We start from the raw sequence: 16,308 nt of genomic DNA, 5'->3' as shown, positions 1-16,308 counted from the left end.
CGCCGCTACGGTCGCGCGCCGGCCATGGCGGCCGGGCATCAGGATCGGGGGCGAAGCGGATGGGGCCAAGCAGATGGGGGAAGCATTGAGCGACAGTGCGCAAAACTCGGCATCGGCGGACCGGCTGCGCCGCTATGCCACCTATGCCAGCGTGTCGGTGGCCTCCACCCTGATCGCGGCGAAGCTGGCCGCCTATCTGTTGACCGAATCGGTCAGCATCCTGTCGTCGCTGATCGATTCCTGCACCGACCTGATGGCGTCGGTGGTGACCTTGCTGGGGGTGCGCCATGCCCTGCGCCCGGCCGACGCCAACCACCGCTTCGGGCACGGCAAGGCGGAGGCGCTGGCCGCACTCGCCCAGGCCGCCTTCATCGGCGGCTCGGCCCTGCTGCTGAGCGTCGAGGCGGTGCGGCGAATTGTCCGGCCAGAGCCGATAGCCGAGGGGACGATGGGCGTCGCCGTGATGCTGCTGTCGATCCTGCTGACCGCCGGGCTCATCACCTTCCAGCGCCGGGTGCAGACGGCCACCGGTTCGGTCGCCATCGGGGCGGACCGGCTGCACTATTCCGGCGACCTGCTGATGAACAGCGCGGTCATCGTCGCCATCCTGCTGACCGAGGCGACCGGGCTGACCGTGGTCGACCCGCTGTTCGGCATCGGCATCGCCCTGTTCCTGCTGAACGGTGCCCGCGGCGTGGCGCGCGACGCGCTCGACGTGCTGATGGACCGCGAACTGGCCGAGGAGGAGCGCGCGCGCATCGTCGAACTGGCGCGGGCCGAGCCGGGGGTGCGCGGTCTGCACGACCTGCGCACGCGCAATGCCGGCACCGGCTGTTTCATCGAGCTGCATCTGGAGCTGGACGGCGGCATCAGCCTGACCGCCGCGCACGAGATCGCCGACCGGGTGGAGCAGCGGTTGCGCGAGGCCTTCGTCAACGCCGAGGTTATGGTCCACCAGGAGCCGGCCGGGCTGGCCGACGAGCGGCTGGATCACCGGATCGCCGGCTGAGAGCGGTGGCTGGACACCGAGTCCCGGCGATTGACGGTTGTGGGCGGTGCAGCCGGTGATACGGGTCCGTATTGCGGGATAACCCTCATTTCGCACCCGATAAGGATTGATACACAATCTTCGGGCGTGCCCTCCCCTTAACGTATCCTACCAAAGGACAGGGGTGCCGGCCGCCGCTTTGGCACCCCCTACGTTGCGAATCTGTATCAAAAGCGCAATAATAGTACTCGGGAGAAAGCGCTCGGTTATAAAACAGCAAGAATGGTGGATATGATGGATGGTGGCGTTGGGCTTCGTCCGCATCTGATCGCGGACATCGCGCAGGAAGCAGGCAATCTCGGAATCGAGATCGCGGATATCGCCGGCCATATCGAGGATGTGAACGCCCGCGTCACCCACCAGTCGGAGGTGTTCACGCAGTTGCGCGATACCGGCGCCAAGATGTCGCGCAGCACGCAGCGCATCTCGGAGGCCTCGGCCGTCGCGCGCTCGGTCACCGAACAGGCGCGGCAGGAGGTCGACAGCTCCCACGACCGGGTGCAGCAGTCGCTGTCCGACATCCATGCGCTGGTGTCGTCGGTGACGGGGATCGAGGGGCAGATCGCCGGGCTGCGCGAGGCGCTGGACCGCGTCGGCAAGGTCGCCAAGGAGATCTTCACCATCGCCAAGCAGACCAACCTGCTGGCGCTGAACGCCACCATCGAGGCGGCCCGTGCCGGCGAGGCCGGGCGCGGCTTCGCCGTGGTGGCGAACGAGGTGAAGTCGCTGTCCACCAAAACCAGCGAGGCGACGACGGAAATCGACGCGACGCTGAAGGTGCTGAACGAGCAGGCCCAGCGCCTGATGACGGAGAGCGCCGCCAGCGCCGCCAAGGCCCGCGCGGTCAGCGAGGGCACCACCGCCATCGGCACGGTGATCGAGACGGTCGGCCGCGCCATGCGCGAACTGAACGGCGAGACCGACAAGATCGATGCCGCGTCGGCCGAGATCGGCGGCAACTGCGGCGAGCTGGAGCACGAGATCGCCGACCTTGCGGTGGGCGTGAAGCTGTCCAGCGACAATCTGGCGCAGGCGCGCGACCGGGTGAACAATCTGGTCGGCATGAGCGAGCGGCTGATCGGCATCACCGCCGAACTGAACATCGAGACGGTCGACACCCCCTTCATCGCCGCGGTCAAGGACGCCGCCGAGAAAGTATCCGCGGCCTTCGAGGATGCGCTGGCCCGTGGCGACATCAGCGAATCCGACCTGTTCGACCGCAATTACCAGCCGGTCGCCGGATCGGACCCGCAGCAGGTGCTGACCCGCTACACCCAGCTGTGCGACCGCGTGCTGCCCGGAATCCAGGAGCCGGTGCTGGCGGCCAACAGCCGCATCGTCTTCTGCGTGGCGATCGACGAGAACGGCTATCTGCCCACCCACAACCGCCAGTTCAGCCAGCCGCAGGGCCGTGACCCGGTGTGGAACGCCGCCAACTGCCGCAACCGCCGCATCTTCAACGACCGCGTCGGTCTGGCCGCCGGGCGCAACACCAAGCCCTTCCTGCTGCAGACCTACCGGCGCGACATGGGCGGCGGGAAATACACGCTGATGAAGGACGTCTCCGCTCCCGTCATGGTCCGTGGCCGCCATTGGGGCGGGCTGCGGCTGGCCTACAAGGTATGAGGTAGCGGCAAGCGCAGGGCCAAGCTCATGGCCAAGCACATGGCCAAGCACATGGCCAAGCACATGGATTGTCGAACTTCCCTCTTGATCCGTATCAACGCATACGATCAGCCTTGCGGGTGAAATGGCGGGGCAGAGGGAGCGACCATGAAATACGTCGAAGAGTTCCGCGATCCGGTGCTTGCCCGCAACGTCGCCGCCGCCATCGCGCGGGAGGTGCGGGCCGACCGCACCTATCACCTGATGGAGTTCTGCGGCGGCCACACCCACGCCATCTCCCGCTACGGCATTCCCGACCTGCTGCCCGACACCGTGCGCATGATCCATGGGCCGGGCTGCCCGGTCTGCGTTCTGCCGGTCGGGCGGATCGACGACGCCATCGCGCTGGCCCGCCGGCCGGAGGTGACGCTGTGCACCTATGGCGACGTCATGCGGGTGCCGGGGTCCGGGCGGCTCAGCCTGCTGAAGGCCAAGGCGCAGGGCGCCGACGTGCGCATGGTGGTGTCGGCCGACGCGGCTGTGCGCATCGCCGCCGAGAATCCGGACCGGCAGGTGGTGTTCCTCGCCATCGGCTTCGAGACGACGACTCCGCCCACCGCGCTGGCGGTTCGGGCGGCGGCGGCGCAGGGGCTGACCAACTTCTCCGTCTTCTGCAACCATGTGCTCACCCCCTCGGCCATCCAGGGCATCATGGCGGGAGCGGACGAGGGGCTGTCGCTGGACGGGTTCGTCGGGCCGGCCCATGTCTCCGTCGTCATCGGGTCCGACGCCTATGCCCCGGCCGCAGCGGATTACGGCAAGCCGGTGGTGATCTCCGGATTCGAGCCGCTGGACGTGCTGCAGTCGATCCTGATGCTGATCCGCCAGATCAACGACGGGCGGGCGGAGGTCGAGAACCAGTATACCCGCGCCGTCACCGCCGACGGCAACCGCAAGGCCCAGGCGCTGGTGCTGGAGATCTTCGAGACGCGACCGTCCTTCGAATGGCGCGGCCTGGGCAGCATCCCGCACAGCGGCCTGAAGCTGCGCGAGGCCTATGCCGCCTTCGACGCCGAACGGCGCTTTCCCATCGCCGGGGCCAGCGTTCCCGACCACAAGGGCTGCGATTGCGGCGCCATCCTGCGCGGCGTGAAGCGGCCGATCGACTGCAAGCTGTTCGACACCGTCTGCACCCCGGAAAACCCGATGGGGTCCTGCATGGTCTCGGCCGAAGGCGCCTGCGCGGCGCACTACACCTATGGACGGTTCCGCGACGCCTGACCGGCTCCGGGCGATGCGTTTGCGCCATTGCGACCTTTCACCGCAGGCTGGACGAACGCTGCTGGACGAACGCCGCCCGGTTAAACATGATGCACATGAAACAATCCGTTGGGCCGGCCATAAACCCCATGGCATCGGTCCTGCGGAAAACGGCAGACGTCGCAAGACTTCGCATTTCAGACCGGGAGGACCCGCATGACCTATAAGCACATCCTCGTCCATCTCGACAGCAGCCCGCATGTCGAGGCGCGACTCGACGCCGCCATCGCGCTGGCCCAGAGCCACGGCGCCTTCCTGCGCGGCCTGTTCGCGCAGGGCGACCGAAACGCCAGCAGCGTGATCGCCCGTCGGTCCAGCGACCATCTGGTCGAAGCGGCGGCACGCAGCGAGGCGCTGTTCAACGAAAAGCTCGCCGCGTCCGGCCTGCAGGGCCATTGGCACGGCCTGACCCACGGCGAATACAACCATGTGATCCGCGAGGTCATCATCTGGTCGCGCTTCGCCGACCTGACCATTCTGGGCCAGTATGACCGCGAGGCCGGATCGCAGGCTGCGCCGGAGGAACTGAACGAGCAGGTGGTGCTGAACTCCGGCCGGCCGGTGCTGGTCATTCCCTATGCCGGCCGCTTCCCGGTGATCGGCAAGCGCATCGCTGTCGCCTGGAATGCCGAGCGCGAAGCAGCCCGTGCCCTGTCGGACGCCATGCCGATGCTGGAGAAGGCTTCCGAGGTGACGGTCATCACCGTGCTGACCCAGGCCTCGAACGCGGCGCCGGAAGCACCGCGGGTCGGGCTGCTCGACCATCTCGCCTTCCACGGCGTGAAGGCGGAGCAGACCCACTTCACGGTCGACGACATCGGCGCGATGGACGCCCTGCTGGCCCGCGCCATGGACACCGGCGCCGACCTGCTGGTGATGGGCGCCCACGGCCATTACGGCTTCCCGTTCCTGCATCGCGGCAGCGGGACGCGCCACGTCCTGCGCACCTGCCCGGTGCCGCTGCTGCTGTCGCACTGAGCGGGAGTGGGGGAGTTTTTGCCCCCTCCCTAACCCTCCCCCGCTTCGCGGGAGAGGGGACTGCCGCCGCTCCGCTGTGAAACTCCTGCAAGCGTCCTGCCCCCTCTCCCGCGAAGCTCTCGCACAAAGCTATGCTTTGTGCTGACGCGACAGGCGGACCGTAGGTCCGCTGAGAGCGGGGGAGGGATGGGGAGGGGGCACCGTGTTGCCCCCTCCCCATCCCTCACGCCGCCTTCACCCCGCTCAGGAAGCTCTCCACCTCCTGGCGCAGGCGGGTGGATTCGATGCTGAGATGGTCGGCGACGTTGCGGACCTCGCCGGCGGCGCGGCCGGTGTCGCCGGCGGCGCGGGTGACGCCGACGATGTTGCTGGTCACCTGCTGCGTGCCCTGGGCCGCTTCCTGGACGTTGCGGCTGATCTCCTGAGTCGCCGCACTCTGCTGTTCCACCGCCGAGGCGATCGTCGCGGAGATCTGGCTGATCTCGGTGATGATGCGGCCGATCTCCTCGATGGCGGAAACCGCCTCGCGGGTCGCGCCCTGGATGGTGGCGATCTGGCCGGTGATGTCCTCCGTGGCCTTCGCCGTCTGGTTGGCCAGGCTCTTCACCTCGCTCGCCACCACCGCGAAGCCCTTGCCCGCCTCACCGGCGCGGGCCGCCTCGATCGTAGCGTTGAGCGCCAGCAGGTTGGTCTGCGCTGCGATGTTGTTGATGAGGTCCACCACCTCGCCGATCTTCTGCGCGCCGTCGGCAAGGCCGGAGACGACGCCGTTGGCCCGGCTGGCGCCGCTGACCGCCTGTTCGGCGACCCGGGTCGACTGCGAGACCTGACGGCCGATCTCGTCGATGGAGGAGGAGAGTTCCTCCGCCGCCGCGGCGACGGTCTGGACATTCGCGGAGGCCTGTTCGGCGGCCGAGGCCACCGTGGTGCTCTGGCGATTGGTCTCGTCGGCGGTGCTGGTCAGCATGCCGGCCGACTGCTGCATCTGGGTCGCCGCGCCCGACAGGCTCTGCACCACCGCGGTCACATTGCCTTCGAAGGTGCGCATCAGCTCCTCCAGCCGGGCGGTGCGGCGGGCCTTGGCTTCCTCTTCGGCGCGCTGGGCGGCGGCGAGGCGGTCGGCCTCGATGGCGTTGCGCTTGAAGACGTCGACCGCTTCGGCCATGGCGCCGACCTCGTCCTTGCGGCCGACGCCGGGCACCTCGACCGCCCGTTCGCCGCCGGCCAGACCGCCCATGGCGGCGGTCATGGCGACGATGGGCGAGGCGATGGACCCGCGCAGCACCATCCCGGCGGCCACGGCGACCAAGACGGAAGCCAGCGCGCCGATGATGGCGGTGAGATAGCCGGTGGAGAAGGCGGCCTTCTGTTCGTCCTTGCGCAGGGTCAGCAGCGCGCGCTCCGCGTCCTCGATCTGCGCGACCAGCGCGCGGACATTGTCCATCGAGGCCTTGCCCAGCGCCTTCGCCTCCATCGCGCGGGCTTCCTCGCGCGATTCGGCCTTGGACATCAGGGCGATTTCCTTTTCGGCCACGGTCTGACGCCAAGTGGTGGCGTTCTTGCGCAATTCCTCCAGCCGGGCCTGCTGCTGCGGATTGTCGGCGGTCAGCGACTTCACCTCCGCCAGGGCGCGGTCGAACGCCTGTTCACCCCGCCGGTAGGGCTCCAGGAAAGCCTGGTCGCCGCTGACCAGATAGCCGCGCAGTCCGGTCTCCTGGTCCACCAGCGCCGCCAGCGCCGCATCGGTGGTCTGGATTACGCGGTAGGTGTGGATCGTCCAGCCGATGGAGGATTGGATGGACGACAGCGTGGCATAATTGGCAAAGCTGATCGCACCGATGATGACGATCAGCGCGGCGAACGCCGTCAGCAGCTTTCCGCCGATTCGGAGATTGGTGAACCAGGACATTTCTTGCGCCTCATGTGACCGGACGGGCTTGTGATTCGCGCGGACAGTCGCCTTGCCTCGCGGAGTTGCATCCGATTGGGTGAGTGTCTAACCCGTTCGATTGCAAAACCTGATACGGCAGGAATCCCGATTTCGATCACCTAAAATTTTACGTATGTCGAAATCTTCTGTCTGTCACGTAAGGCCTATACCCGCCTTGCAAACAAAGCGTTAACGGTCTGACGTTGTTCTACCGGCAGTAACTGGTCTGCGCGCCATCATTGCCTTGGCGCGCATGCGGCAGGGTGACGCACCAACCTATGGAAATCGGAGGGCCGCTTCGGCGGTCAGCGACGAAGCCGCATGTCGATGTGGGGAATGCCGAAATCGTCATAGGGCTCGGTGACCCGGACAAAACCGAAGCTGCCGTAAAAGCGCTCCAGATAAAGCTGTGCGCCGATCAGCACGTCGCGGTCGGGCCAGCGTTCCGCCAGAACCGCCAACGACTCCGCGATCAACGCCCGCCCCAGCCCGGTGGAGCGTTGCGACCGGTCCACCGCCAGCCGGCCGAAGGAGACCGTCGCATCCGGACCTTCCGAACCGGGGACCTTGCGGTCTGGGCCAAGGCAGCGGGCACAGCCGACGATGGCGCCGCTGCCGTCCGCCGCGATCAGGTGAAGCGCCTCGGGGTCGCGGCCGTCGATGTCGGGATAGGGGGACGACTGCTCGACCACGAACACGCGGCTGCGCAGGGCCAGCATGTCGTGCAGGTCGGTCAGCGACAGGGCGTCGAAGGCGACGCGGCGGATCGGCGGAGCGGACATTCCGGCGGGCCGCTCAGGCGATCGCGTTGCGGATCATGTAGTCGGCGATGTCCTTGGGCTTGACCTTGACCTCGGTCAGCGGCTCGTCGGCGGTCATCGCCTTGGCGACCAGCAGGCTGTTCTGCACATTGGTCAGGGTGATGCGGTAGACGCCGGCCGCCCCCTTCAGGCGCGGGTAATAGGTGGGGTCGATCACCTTCTCGCGCCGGCCGAGCCGGGCCAGCGCGCTGTCCTCGTCCAGATCCTCGACCTGTTGGGACTGGACCAGCTTCCAGTCGGTTTCGCCACCCCAGCCGGCGGCGACGGCGGCCTTCACCGCGGCCTCGTCCTCCGCGACGCCCAGCTTGTAGATGTGCTTACCCTGTCCGACGTCGGACGCCCATTTGGTCAGGGCGGCGCTGCGCGCGACATAGACGACGGGCATGACGACTCGATCCTCCCGGCACAGGCTGTTGGAGTTGCGTTATTGCAGCGACGATTGGCGTGCGATGGGCGTGATCAGGATGCGGCTGACCACGTCCTTGCCGAACATGGCGACGACCGATTCGTCGATCCGGCGGCGCAGGGCTGGGACGTTCGCGATGTTGCCGCGGACGATCCATCCCTCGTCCACGCCCCTGTAGATGGCGGTCAGGATGGCGTCGTGCAGGCGGGGGATGCTCAACTGCACCTCGCCCAGCTTCAGCGCGTCGCCGATTTCCAGATTCACTTCGACCTGGGTGTATTTCTCGATCCGGCCGGCATTCACCACCGGGACCATCAGCGGCTTGATCCGCACGGACGGGGGCAGGGCGCCCGCCGCCCCTTCGTTCGCGGCGGCCGGCAGCGCCGACGGCAAGGTCAGGAACAGGGCAAGGCAGAGGGCAGGCAGAAAGCCGCGCATGACAAACACCGCGAAGGACCGGAAGGCTGGATTCTACCGGTCCGACGCGGCGGTTGCAACCGCCGCCCGGGTCTTTTGCCGACCCAGGGGCGATTGGTCACGGTCTGGCTGGAATCAGGCGGCCTTCTTGCCGCTGGCCGCGATCGCCTTCTTGTTGACGTCGCCGATGGCCAGCTTGTTCAGCAGCGAGTCGGTGTCTTTTTCCTCCTGCAGCGTCTCGTCCAGCAGCTTGGCGACCTTGTCGAGGCCGCAGGCGGTGGCATAGGCGTGGAGCGTGCCGTAGCTGGCGATCTCGTAATGCTCCACCTTCTGGGCGGCGGCGATCAGGGCGGCGTCCTGAACCTCCGGCGCCAGACCCATTTCGAGGATTTCCTGCGCCTCGCTGATCAGCCCTTCCATCGCGTCGCAATGCTTGCCGCGGGGGCGGGTGTCCATTTCCTCGAACACCTGCTGCAGCCGTTCGATCTGGCCGTTGGTCTGTTCCAGATGGGTCTCGAAGGCTTTGCGCAGCTGGTCGGAGCTGGCGGCCCTGGCCATCTTGGGCAGGGCCTTCGCGATCTGCTTCTCGGCGTGGTAGATGTCGCGAAGATCCTCGATCAGCAGGTCCTGCATCGTCTTGGCGGCCATTATGATGGTCCTTCCTCGCTGTGGGTATTGGCGGAGCGGGGCTCCTGCGCGCCGAATGGCAGCGGGAACAACAGCGGCGGTCACCGGGCGTTGCGATCTCGAACGGGGATCGGCCTTCGGATAGGGGAGGGGACGGATCATGACGGCAGCGGGCGGCGACGGCGAGGTGCTGTTCGAATTCCAGCGGGTCGGCAGCTATCTGAGGGTCACCGCCATCGACGCGAAGACGGGCGTCGAGGTAACGGTGGCCGGCCCGGCGACCGGCAGCCAGGAGCTGCTGAAACGGACGGCGATCAACAAGCTGCGCTTCGTCCAGAACAAGAATGCGGACAACGGAGGTTCTCCCGGGGGACCGGGAAAGCCGGCGCCGAAGGGGCGTGGCGGCCTTTACTGATCGGCTGTTGTTGGCCGGCTGCTTTTGGCCGAGCGCTTTTGACCGCCTGCGGGGGCCTGCCAAAGAAAACGCGCCGCCGGACGGGGCCGGGCGGCGCGTATCGAAGTCTGGCTTTTGCTGATGGTGAGCGCCGGCATGCCTCCGCCGGCAACCCCGCATGGGACATGGTCCCAATCCGGATCGCCGGTCGTAGAGCGAACCGCTCGACCCAGACAGTAGACCTATGCCTGCCCGTTGGCACTGGCGCAGGGGGTGTAACGCTTGTAGAACCGCGCATCTCTGAACGAATGGCGCATAGAAAGGGCCCTTCTCCCGTGCCGTCGGGGCGGCTAAGCGAAGAATGGGCCCGGCCGTTGTCCGGCCGGCTTTCGCACAGAGGAACGAAACACCAGAGGATCGAGGCAATGGTTGGTGTGAGGGCGGTTCGTGTGACGGCTTTCCTGCGCGTGTCGGTGATGTCGGCGGTCTTGACGGCAACCGCCCTGGCGGCGGCCCTGCCGGTGCTGAGCACGGCGCGGACGGCAAGCGCCGCGACCTCGCAGAAGCCGGGCCATGGGACGCAGGATCATGGCAGCCGGTCTGCCGCGCCCGCTGCGCCGTCACCGGGCACTCAGGCTGGCGGAGCGGCATCGACGGCGCCCCAGCCCACCACCCCGGCGGCGGGCTGTCTGAAGCCGGGCGTGCCGCTGTGCATGGACGACCAGTCCACCTTCCTCAGCGCCGACAAGATGTCGTCCTGTCAGGGCGAGGTGAAGGAATATGTCGACAAGTCGATGGCCTACCTGACCTGCCTGAACGAAGAGAATGTGGCGACCGGGCGGGAACTGAGCCGCAATGTCGACCGGTTCAACTGCCGCCTGTCGGGCCGGAAGGGCTGCGCCAACTGAGATTGGCAAACCGGGAGGCTGGCGGGGTGCGCCGGGGCGGTTGAGATGCCGGCGGCGATTGGTCCGCCGCAGCTGGCGGGGGTGGCTGGCTCGCGTCTTCAACCAATCCGATGGCTTCGCCGTCAATCCGACCGCTTTGCCATCGTTCTGACATGCACACGGGCCGCATCCCATGGGACCGGCCCGGGTTGCATACGGACTTTACACGATCAACCGGCCTTGCGGCGGGTCTGGCGGCCGGAGCTGCGGCCGAGGCCGATGCGCTTGGCGAATTCCGAACGCTGCGCCGCATAGTTCGGCGCGACCATCGGATAGTCGGGCGGAAGTCCCCAACGGGAGCGATACTCGTCCGGCGACATGTTGTAGGTCGAGCGAAGGTGCCGCTTCAGCATCTTCAGCTTCTTCCCGTCTTCCAGGCAGACGATGTATTCGGGCGTCACCGACTTGCGAATCGGAACGGCAGGCTTCAGCGGTTCCGCCGCGACCTCGCGAGGCTGACCATTCAGGCCAGTCAGCGACGAGTAGACCGTATTGATCACATCGGGGATTTGCTGAGCAGGCAACACGTTCTTGCTGACATACGCCGATACGATGTCGGCGGTCATCCGCAGCAGCGCATTGTCCGGTACATCGGCGCGAAGCTGGTCGCTCATTGCACTGTGTCCTGGTTTTTCATTTGTCCGTACGAACCAAGTTGCATACCGTGATTTGGGTGTCAATATAATTTCGGCAAGCTCCAAATTAGTTGCTCTTGGCTGCCAGAACAAAGGAGCGAGGTGCAAATCAGCCTTCGCTGAATATCGTTGCGCGGTTGTGGCTGTGCCGCAGCTTTAGCGGCGGTCTAGTAAGCGCAGGCTTGCGATTTTCCGCCGAGTCCGCAGCGGCAATTGGGCATCTTCCCGCTCCTATAACGAATCGGCTAACTCCCTTGTTTCGGCTTCTCGGCAACGCAGAGGTGAAAACCGTCTCTACACCTTCGCGGTGACGGGGTGCGATGGTTCGGTGTGGACGGGGAGCCGCGAAAAGCGGCCCGCATCCCGGTGTCTCCGGTCGCGGTCGGGGCCGGCCGGGTTTGGCCCCGAGCTTAGCTATGCATCCACGTCATGGTGTGGCAGTGGCGGTCTGCACCGACATCTGGTAGGGTGCGGGCGTCTTTCGCCGCATTGCCGGCGCTGTCGTCGTTTGTGCATCCGCTACCGCACGCACCGGAGTTTTTGCCGTCATGACCGTCCGCACCGTGGCACTCGCTTCCGATCACGCCGGCTATGAGCTGAAGGCCCAGATCGCCCGGCAGCTCGAGGACGCCGGCTTCACCGTCCTCGACCTCGGTACCGACGGGCCGGCCTCGGTCGACTACCCGGATTTCGCCGCGGCGCTCGCCGCCGCCGTCACCGACGGCCGGGCACAGCGCGGCGTGCTGATCTGCGGCAGCGGCATCGGCATCAGCATCGCCGCCAACCGCCATCCCGGCATCCGCGCCGCCCTGGTCCATGACGTGACCACCGCACGCCTGTCGCGCGAACACAACGACGCCAACGTGATCGCGCTCGGCGCCCGCGTCATCGGCCCGGAGATCGCCAAGGATTGCGTCGACGTCTTCCTGAAGACCGCTTTCGAGGGCGGGGAGCGTCACAGCCGCCGCATCGCCAAGATGGGCTGAGCGCGCCTGTCGCGCCGCCTTTTCCTGGCCCGTTATTTGGCCGCCAAGGCCCGCAACCGGGACGCGACAGAACCCGGAAAGACCCAACGGAAGCCGCCGGACCGGGCGTCCGGCCGGCTTCGCGCCCTTCGATCGAGGAACCTTCCGCCATGACCAGCAGCAACACCGCCGAGATCGGCCGCTTCTTCGCCGCCTCGCTCGCCGAGACCGATCCCGAACTGGCCCGCGCGGTGCGCGACGAGCTGGTCCGCCAGCAGGAGCAGATCGAACTGATCGCGTCCGAGAACATCGTCTCGCAGGCGGTGCTGGAGGCGCAGGGTTCGGTCCTGACCAACAAGTATGCCGAAGGCTATCCGGGCAAGCGTTACTACGGCGGCTGCGAGTTCGTCGACATCGCCGAGAACCTGGCGATCGAGCGCGCGTGCAAGCTGTTCGGCTGCGATTTCGCCAACGTGCAGCCGAACTCCGGCTCCCAGGCCAACCAGGCGGTGATGCTGGCCCTGCTGCAGCCGGGCGACTGCGTTCTCGGCATGTCGCTCGCCGCCGGCGGCCACCTGACCCACGGCGCCGCCCCCAACATGTCGGGCAAGTGGTTCAAGGCCGTGCAGTACGGCGTTCGCAAGGACGACCACCTGATCGACTTCGATCAGGTCGAGGCGCTGGCCCGCGAGCACAAGCCGAAGCTGATCATCGCCGGCGGCTCGGCCTATCCGCGCGTCCTCGACTACCAGCGCTTCCGCGCCATCGCGGACGAGGTCGGCGCCTACCTGATGGTGGACATCGCCCACTATGCCGGCCTGATCGCCGGCGGCGTCTATCCGAACCCGTTCCCCTATGCCGACGTGGCCACCACCACCACCCACAAGACCCTGCGCGGCCCGCGCGGCGGCATGGTGATGACCAACAGCGAAGAGATCGCCAAGAAGATCAACTCGGCGGTCTTCCCCGGCCTGCAGGGCGGCCCGCTGATGCATGTCATCGCCGCCAAGGCGGTGGCCTTCGCCGAGGCGCTGCGTCCGGAGTTCAAGACCTACGCCCAGGCGGTGGTCGACAACGCCCAGGTGCTGGCCAAGACGCTGATCGGCGGCGGGCTGGACATCGTGTCGGGCGGCACCGACAGCCACATCGTGCTGGTCGACCTGCGTCCGAAGAACCTGACCGGCAAGGCGGCGGAAGCCAGCCTGGAGCATGCCGGCATGACCTGCAACAAGAACGGCGTGCCGTTCGACCCGCAGAAGCCGATGATCACCTCCGGCGTCCGTCTGGGCAGCCCGGCGGCGACCACCCGCGGCTTCGGCACCGCCGAATTCAAACAGGTCGGCGAGATGATCGTCGAGACGCTGGACGGGCTGGCCGCCAGCAACTCCGGCGACAACACGGCGGTCGAGGCCGCGATGCGCGAGCGGGTGCGCGGCCTGTGCCGTCAGTTCCCGATTTATCCGACCCTCTGATCCGATAAGGTGATCGACAGATGCGCTGCCCGTTCTGCGGAAACGAGGATACCCAGGTCAAGGACTCGCGCCCGACCGAAGACAACTCGGCAATCCGCCGGCGGCGCTTCTGTCCCAGTTGCAGCGCCCGCTTCACCACCTTCGAACGCGTCCAGCTGCGCGAGCTGACGGTGGTGAAGAGCAACGGCCAGCGCGAGCCCTTCGACCGCGAAAAGCTGCTGCGGTCGATGAAGATCGCGCTGCGCAAGCGCCCGATCGACGCCGACCGCATCGACCGGGTGGTGAACAGCATGGTCCGCCAGCTGGAATCCTCCGGTGAGAGCGAAATCCCGTCGAAGCAGATCGGCGAGAAGATCATGGAGGCGCTGCAGACGATGGATCAGGTGGCGTACATCCGCTACGCCTCGGTCTACAAGGACTTCCGCGAAGCGTCCGACTTCAACGAGTTCGTCGAGCAGTTGGCTCCGGAAGCGTCGCCGGGAATGTGAGTGTTCCGGTGCGGGGCAGGTGGTTGTCCTGCCCCGCACCGACCCTTCAGCTGAACTGCGCCAGGATGGCCAGCAGCAGGATCGCCACGATGTTGGTGATCTTGATCATCGGGTTCACCGCCGGGCCGGCGGTGTCCTTGTAGGGGTCGCCGACGGTATCGCCGGTCACCGCCGCCTTGTGGGCGTCGGAGCCTTTGCCGCCGTGGTTGCCCTCCTCGATGTATTTCTTGGCGTTGTCCCAGGCGCCGCCGCCCGACGTCATCGAAATGGCGACGAAGATGCCGGTGACGATGGTGCCAAGCAGCATGGCGCCCAGCGATGCGAAGCCGGCCGCCTGACCGCCGATGGCGGCGATCACCACATAGAGCACAACCGGGGCCAGCACCGGCAGCAGCGAGGGGATCACCATCTCCTTGATCGCCGCGCGGGTCAGCATGTCGACCGCCCGGCCGTAGTCGGGCTTGGCGGTGCCCTCCATGATGCCGGGGATGTCGCGGAACTGGCGCCGCACCTCCACCACCACCGATCCGGCGGCGCGGCCGACGGCGGTCATGCCCATGGCACCGAACAGGTAGGGCAGCAGGCCGCCCACCAGCAGCCCGACGACGACATAGGGGTCGTTCAGCCGGAACTCGACCGGGATGTTCGGGAAGTAATGGCCGAGGTCCTGGACATAGGCGGCGAACAGAACCAGGGCGGCCAGACCGGCGGAGCCGATGGCGTAGCCCTTGGTCACCGCCTTGGTGGTGTTGCCGACGGCGTCCAGCGCGTCGGTGGTGACGCGGATGTTGGCGGGCATGTCCGACATCTCGGCGATGCCGCCGGCATTGTCGGTGACCGGCCCATAGGCGTCGAGCGCCACCACCATGCCGGCCAGCGCCAGCATCGTCGTCGCGGCGATGCCGATGCCGAAGACGCCGGCCTGTCCGTGGGCGATCAGGATGCCGGCGCAAATGACGATCACCGGCAGGGCGGTCGATTCCATCGAGACGGCAAGGCCCTGGATGACGTTGGTGCCGTGCCCGGTCTCAGACGCCTTGGCGACGCTGCGCACCGGGCGGAAAGCGGTCGAGGTGTAGAACTCGGTGATCCAGACCAGCAAGCCGGTGACGCCCAGCCCGACCAGGGCCGAGACGAACAGGTTGAAGCCGGTGATCACCGTGCCGTCCGTCATCGGGATGGCGCGGGTGAAGCCGAACAGGATCGCGGTGACGATCAGGATCAGCACCAGCGACAGGCCCGCCGCAACGGCCAACCCCTTATAGAGCGCCTTCATGATTGCGTTGTCGGCGCCGAGCTTCACCGCGAAGGTGCCGGCGACCGAGGCCAGGATGCACACGGCGCCGATCAGCAGCGGATAGACCAGCATCAGCCGCAACACGCCGCCGGTAAAGAAAATCGCCGCCAACAGCATGGTGGCGACGATGGTGACGGCGTAGGTTTCGAACAGGTCGGCGGCCATACCGGCACAGTCGCCGACATTGTCGCCGACATTGTCCGCGATGACCGCCGGGTTGCGCGGGTCGTCCTCCGGGATGCCGGCCTCCACCTTGCCGACCAGATCGGCGCCGACGTCGGCGCCCTTGGTGAAGATGCCGCCGCCCAGCCGGGCGAAGATGGAGATCAGCGACGCGCCGAAGCTGAGCGCCACCAGCGCCTCCAGCACGGTGCGGACCTCGACCGGGTCGTTGACGTGGTAGACCAGCGTCAGGATGCCGAAATAGCCGCCGACCCCCAGGATCCCCAGCCCGACCACCAGCATGCCGGTGATCGCCCCCGACTTGAAGGCGATGTCGAGCGCGGGAGCCAGCCCGTTGGTTGCTGCCTCCGCCGTACGGACATTGGCGCGGACCGACACGTTCATGCCGATATAGCCGGCGCTGCCCGACAGGACGGCGCCGATCAGAAAGCCCAGGGCCACCGGAAAGCCCAGCGTGACCCACAGGATCAGCAGCAGGACGACGCCGGCGATGGCGATGGTGGTGTATTGGCGGTTCAGGTAGGCGCGCGCCCCTTCCTGCACCGCGGCGGCGATGGCCTGCATCCGGTCGGACCCCGGCGACGCGGCCATGACTTCTTTTCCGGTACGAAAACCGTAGGCCAGCGCGAGCAGGCCGGCGGCGATGATGACGATGAACGCTAGAGCCATCGCATCCCCCGATTGCTTTTAAGGACGCGCCCCGGAAAGGCTGGTCCCACCACGCATTCAAGTGGGGGAGAAGTCGGGCGCAAGTATTATCGGGAAAAGCATGCGC

At 66.8% G+C, this 16,308-nt stretch carries 16 protein-coding genes; 9 read left to right on the top strand and 7 right to left on the bottom strand.

Features of this window, described 5'->3' with window-relative positions:
- Positions 1 to 73: 73 nt before the first annotated feature.
- The 4 genes from TSH20_RS10030 to TSH20_RS10015 all read left to right on the top strand — a co-directional run bounded on the left by TSH20_RS10030 (position 74) and on the right by TSH20_RS10015 (position 4,951).
- Positions 74 to 1,009, top strand: a complete 936-nt coding sequence (locus TSH20_RS10030; protein WP_199231942.1) for a cation diffusion facilitator family transporter — start codon at positions 74 to 76, stop codon at positions 1,007 to 1,009.
- Between the two features lie 270 nt (positions 1,010 to 1,279).
- The gene (locus TSH20_RS10025) at positions 1,280 to 2,674 is read left to right on the top strand and encodes a methyl-accepting chemotaxis protein (RefSeq protein ID WP_247871281.1); all 1,395 of its coding nucleotides are present in this window, start codon (positions 1,280 to 1,282) and stop codon (positions 2,672 to 2,674) included.
- Positions 2,675 to 2,821: 147 nt separating this feature from the next.
- Positions 2,822 to 3,934, top strand: a complete 1,113-nt coding sequence (hypD, locus tag TSH20_RS10020) for a hydrogenase formation protein HypD (protein WP_109074576.1) — start codon at positions 2,822 to 2,824, stop codon at positions 3,932 to 3,934.
- Between the two features lie 195 nt (positions 3,935 to 4,129).
- Positions 4,130 to 4,951, top strand: a complete 822-nt coding sequence (locus TSH20_RS10015) for a universal stress protein (protein ID WP_109074575.1) — start codon at positions 4,130 to 4,132, stop codon at positions 4,949 to 4,951.
- A gap of 223 nt (positions 4,952 to 5,174) precedes the next feature.
- Here the strand turns inward: TSH20_RS10015 and TSH20_RS10010 are convergent, their stop codons facing one another.
- The 5 genes from TSH20_RS10010 to TSH20_RS09990 form a co-directional block, all read right to left on the bottom strand.
- A complete protein-coding gene (locus TSH20_RS10010; protein WP_109074574.1) occupies positions 5,175 to 6,860 on the bottom strand; it encodes a CHASE3 domain-containing protein in 1,686 nt (561 codons plus the stop codon).
- Positions 6,861 to 7,186: 326 nt separating this feature from the next.
- Positions 7,187 to 7,663, bottom strand: coding sequence for a GNAT family N-acetyltransferase (locus TSH20_RS10005; RefSeq protein WP_109074573.1), 477 nt, complete (start codon positions 7,661 to 7,663; stop codon positions 7,187 to 7,189).
- A 13-nt stretch (positions 7,664 to 7,676) separates the two neighbouring features.
- Positions 7,677 to 8,087: a hypothetical protein gene (locus tag TSH20_RS10000; protein WP_109074572.1), complete on the bottom strand. Its 411-nt coding sequence runs from the start codon at positions 8,085 to 8,087 to the stop codon at positions 7,677 to 7,679.
- 39 nt (positions 8,088 to 8,126) lie between these two features.
- Positions 8,127 to 8,546, bottom strand: a complete 420-nt coding sequence (locus TSH20_RS09995) for a hypothetical protein (RefSeq protein WP_109074571.1) — start codon at positions 8,544 to 8,546, stop codon at positions 8,127 to 8,129.
- 114 nt (positions 8,547 to 8,660) lie between these two features.
- Positions 8,661 to 9,173, bottom strand: a complete 513-nt coding sequence (locus tag TSH20_RS09990; protein WP_109074570.1) for a ferritin-like domain-containing protein — start codon at positions 9,171 to 9,173, stop codon at positions 8,661 to 8,663.
- A 139-nt stretch (positions 9,174 to 9,312) separates the two neighbouring features.
- Here TSH20_RS09990 and TSH20_RS09985 point away from each other — a divergent pair, with 139 nt between their 5' ends.
- Both TSH20_RS09985 and TSH20_RS09980 read left to right on the top strand, forming a co-directional pair.
- Positions 9,313 to 9,567, top strand: a complete 255-nt coding sequence (locus tag TSH20_RS09985) for a hypothetical protein (RefSeq protein ID WP_109074569.1) — start codon at positions 9,313 to 9,315, stop codon at positions 9,565 to 9,567.
- Between the two features lie 404 nt (positions 9,568 to 9,971).
- The gene (locus TSH20_RS09980; RefSeq protein WP_247871282.1) at positions 9,972 to 10,454 is read left to right on the top strand and encodes a hypothetical protein; all 483 of its coding nucleotides are present in this window, start codon (positions 9,972 to 9,974) and stop codon (positions 10,452 to 10,454) included.
- Between the two features lie 209 nt (positions 10,455 to 10,663).
- On the opposite strand, the gene TSH20_RS09975 is transcribed toward TSH20_RS09980, so the two are convergent.
- A complete protein-coding gene (locus tag TSH20_RS09975; RefSeq protein ID WP_042701716.1) occupies positions 10,664 to 11,107 on the bottom strand; it encodes a MucR family transcriptional regulator in 444 nt (147 codons plus the stop codon).
- 569 nt (positions 11,108 to 11,676) lie between these two features.
- Here TSH20_RS09975 and rpiB point away from each other — a divergent pair.
- The 3 genes from rpiB (at position 11,677) to nrdR (ending at position 14,053) form a co-directional block, all read left to right on the top strand.
- Positions 11,677 to 12,114, top strand: a complete 438-nt coding sequence (gene rpiB, locus TSH20_RS09970; protein WP_109074567.1) for a ribose 5-phosphate isomerase B — start codon at positions 11,677 to 11,679, stop codon at positions 12,112 to 12,114.
- A 149-nt stretch (positions 12,115 to 12,263) separates the two neighbouring features.
- Positions 12,264 to 13,565 (top strand): serine hydroxymethyltransferase, encoded by a 1,302-nt coding sequence (gene glyA / locus TSH20_RS09965; RefSeq protein WP_109074566.1) that lies wholly within the window; start codon positions 12,264 to 12,266, stop codon positions 13,563 to 13,565.
- A gap of 20 nt (positions 13,566 to 13,585) precedes the next feature.
- Positions 13,586 to 14,053 carry a transcriptional regulator NrdR gene (nrdR, locus tag TSH20_RS09960; RefSeq protein WP_014247245.1) on the top strand — a complete coding sequence of 156 codons (468 nt, stop codon included), beginning with the start codon at positions 13,586 to 13,588 and terminating at the stop codon, positions 14,051 to 14,053.
- 46 nt (positions 14,054 to 14,099) lie between these two features.
- Here nrdR and TSH20_RS09955 read toward each other — a convergent pair whose 3' ends face one another.
- The gene (locus TSH20_RS09955) at positions 14,100 to 16,202 is read right to left on the bottom strand and encodes a sodium-translocating pyrophosphatase (protein ID WP_109074565.1); all 2,103 of its coding nucleotides are present in this window, start codon (positions 16,200 to 16,202) and stop codon (positions 14,100 to 14,102) included.
- Positions 16,203 to 16,308 lie beyond the last annotated feature (106 nt).

This window comes from Azospirillum sp. TSH20 (assembly GCF_003115935.1).
In the GTDB taxonomy this organism is placed as follows: domain Bacteria; phylum Pseudomonadota; class Alphaproteobacteria; order Azospirillales; family Azospirillaceae; genus Azospirillum.
The sequence above is the reverse complement of the archived record's forward strand: the minus strand, read 5'-3'. Positions and strand labels throughout refer to the sequence as shown.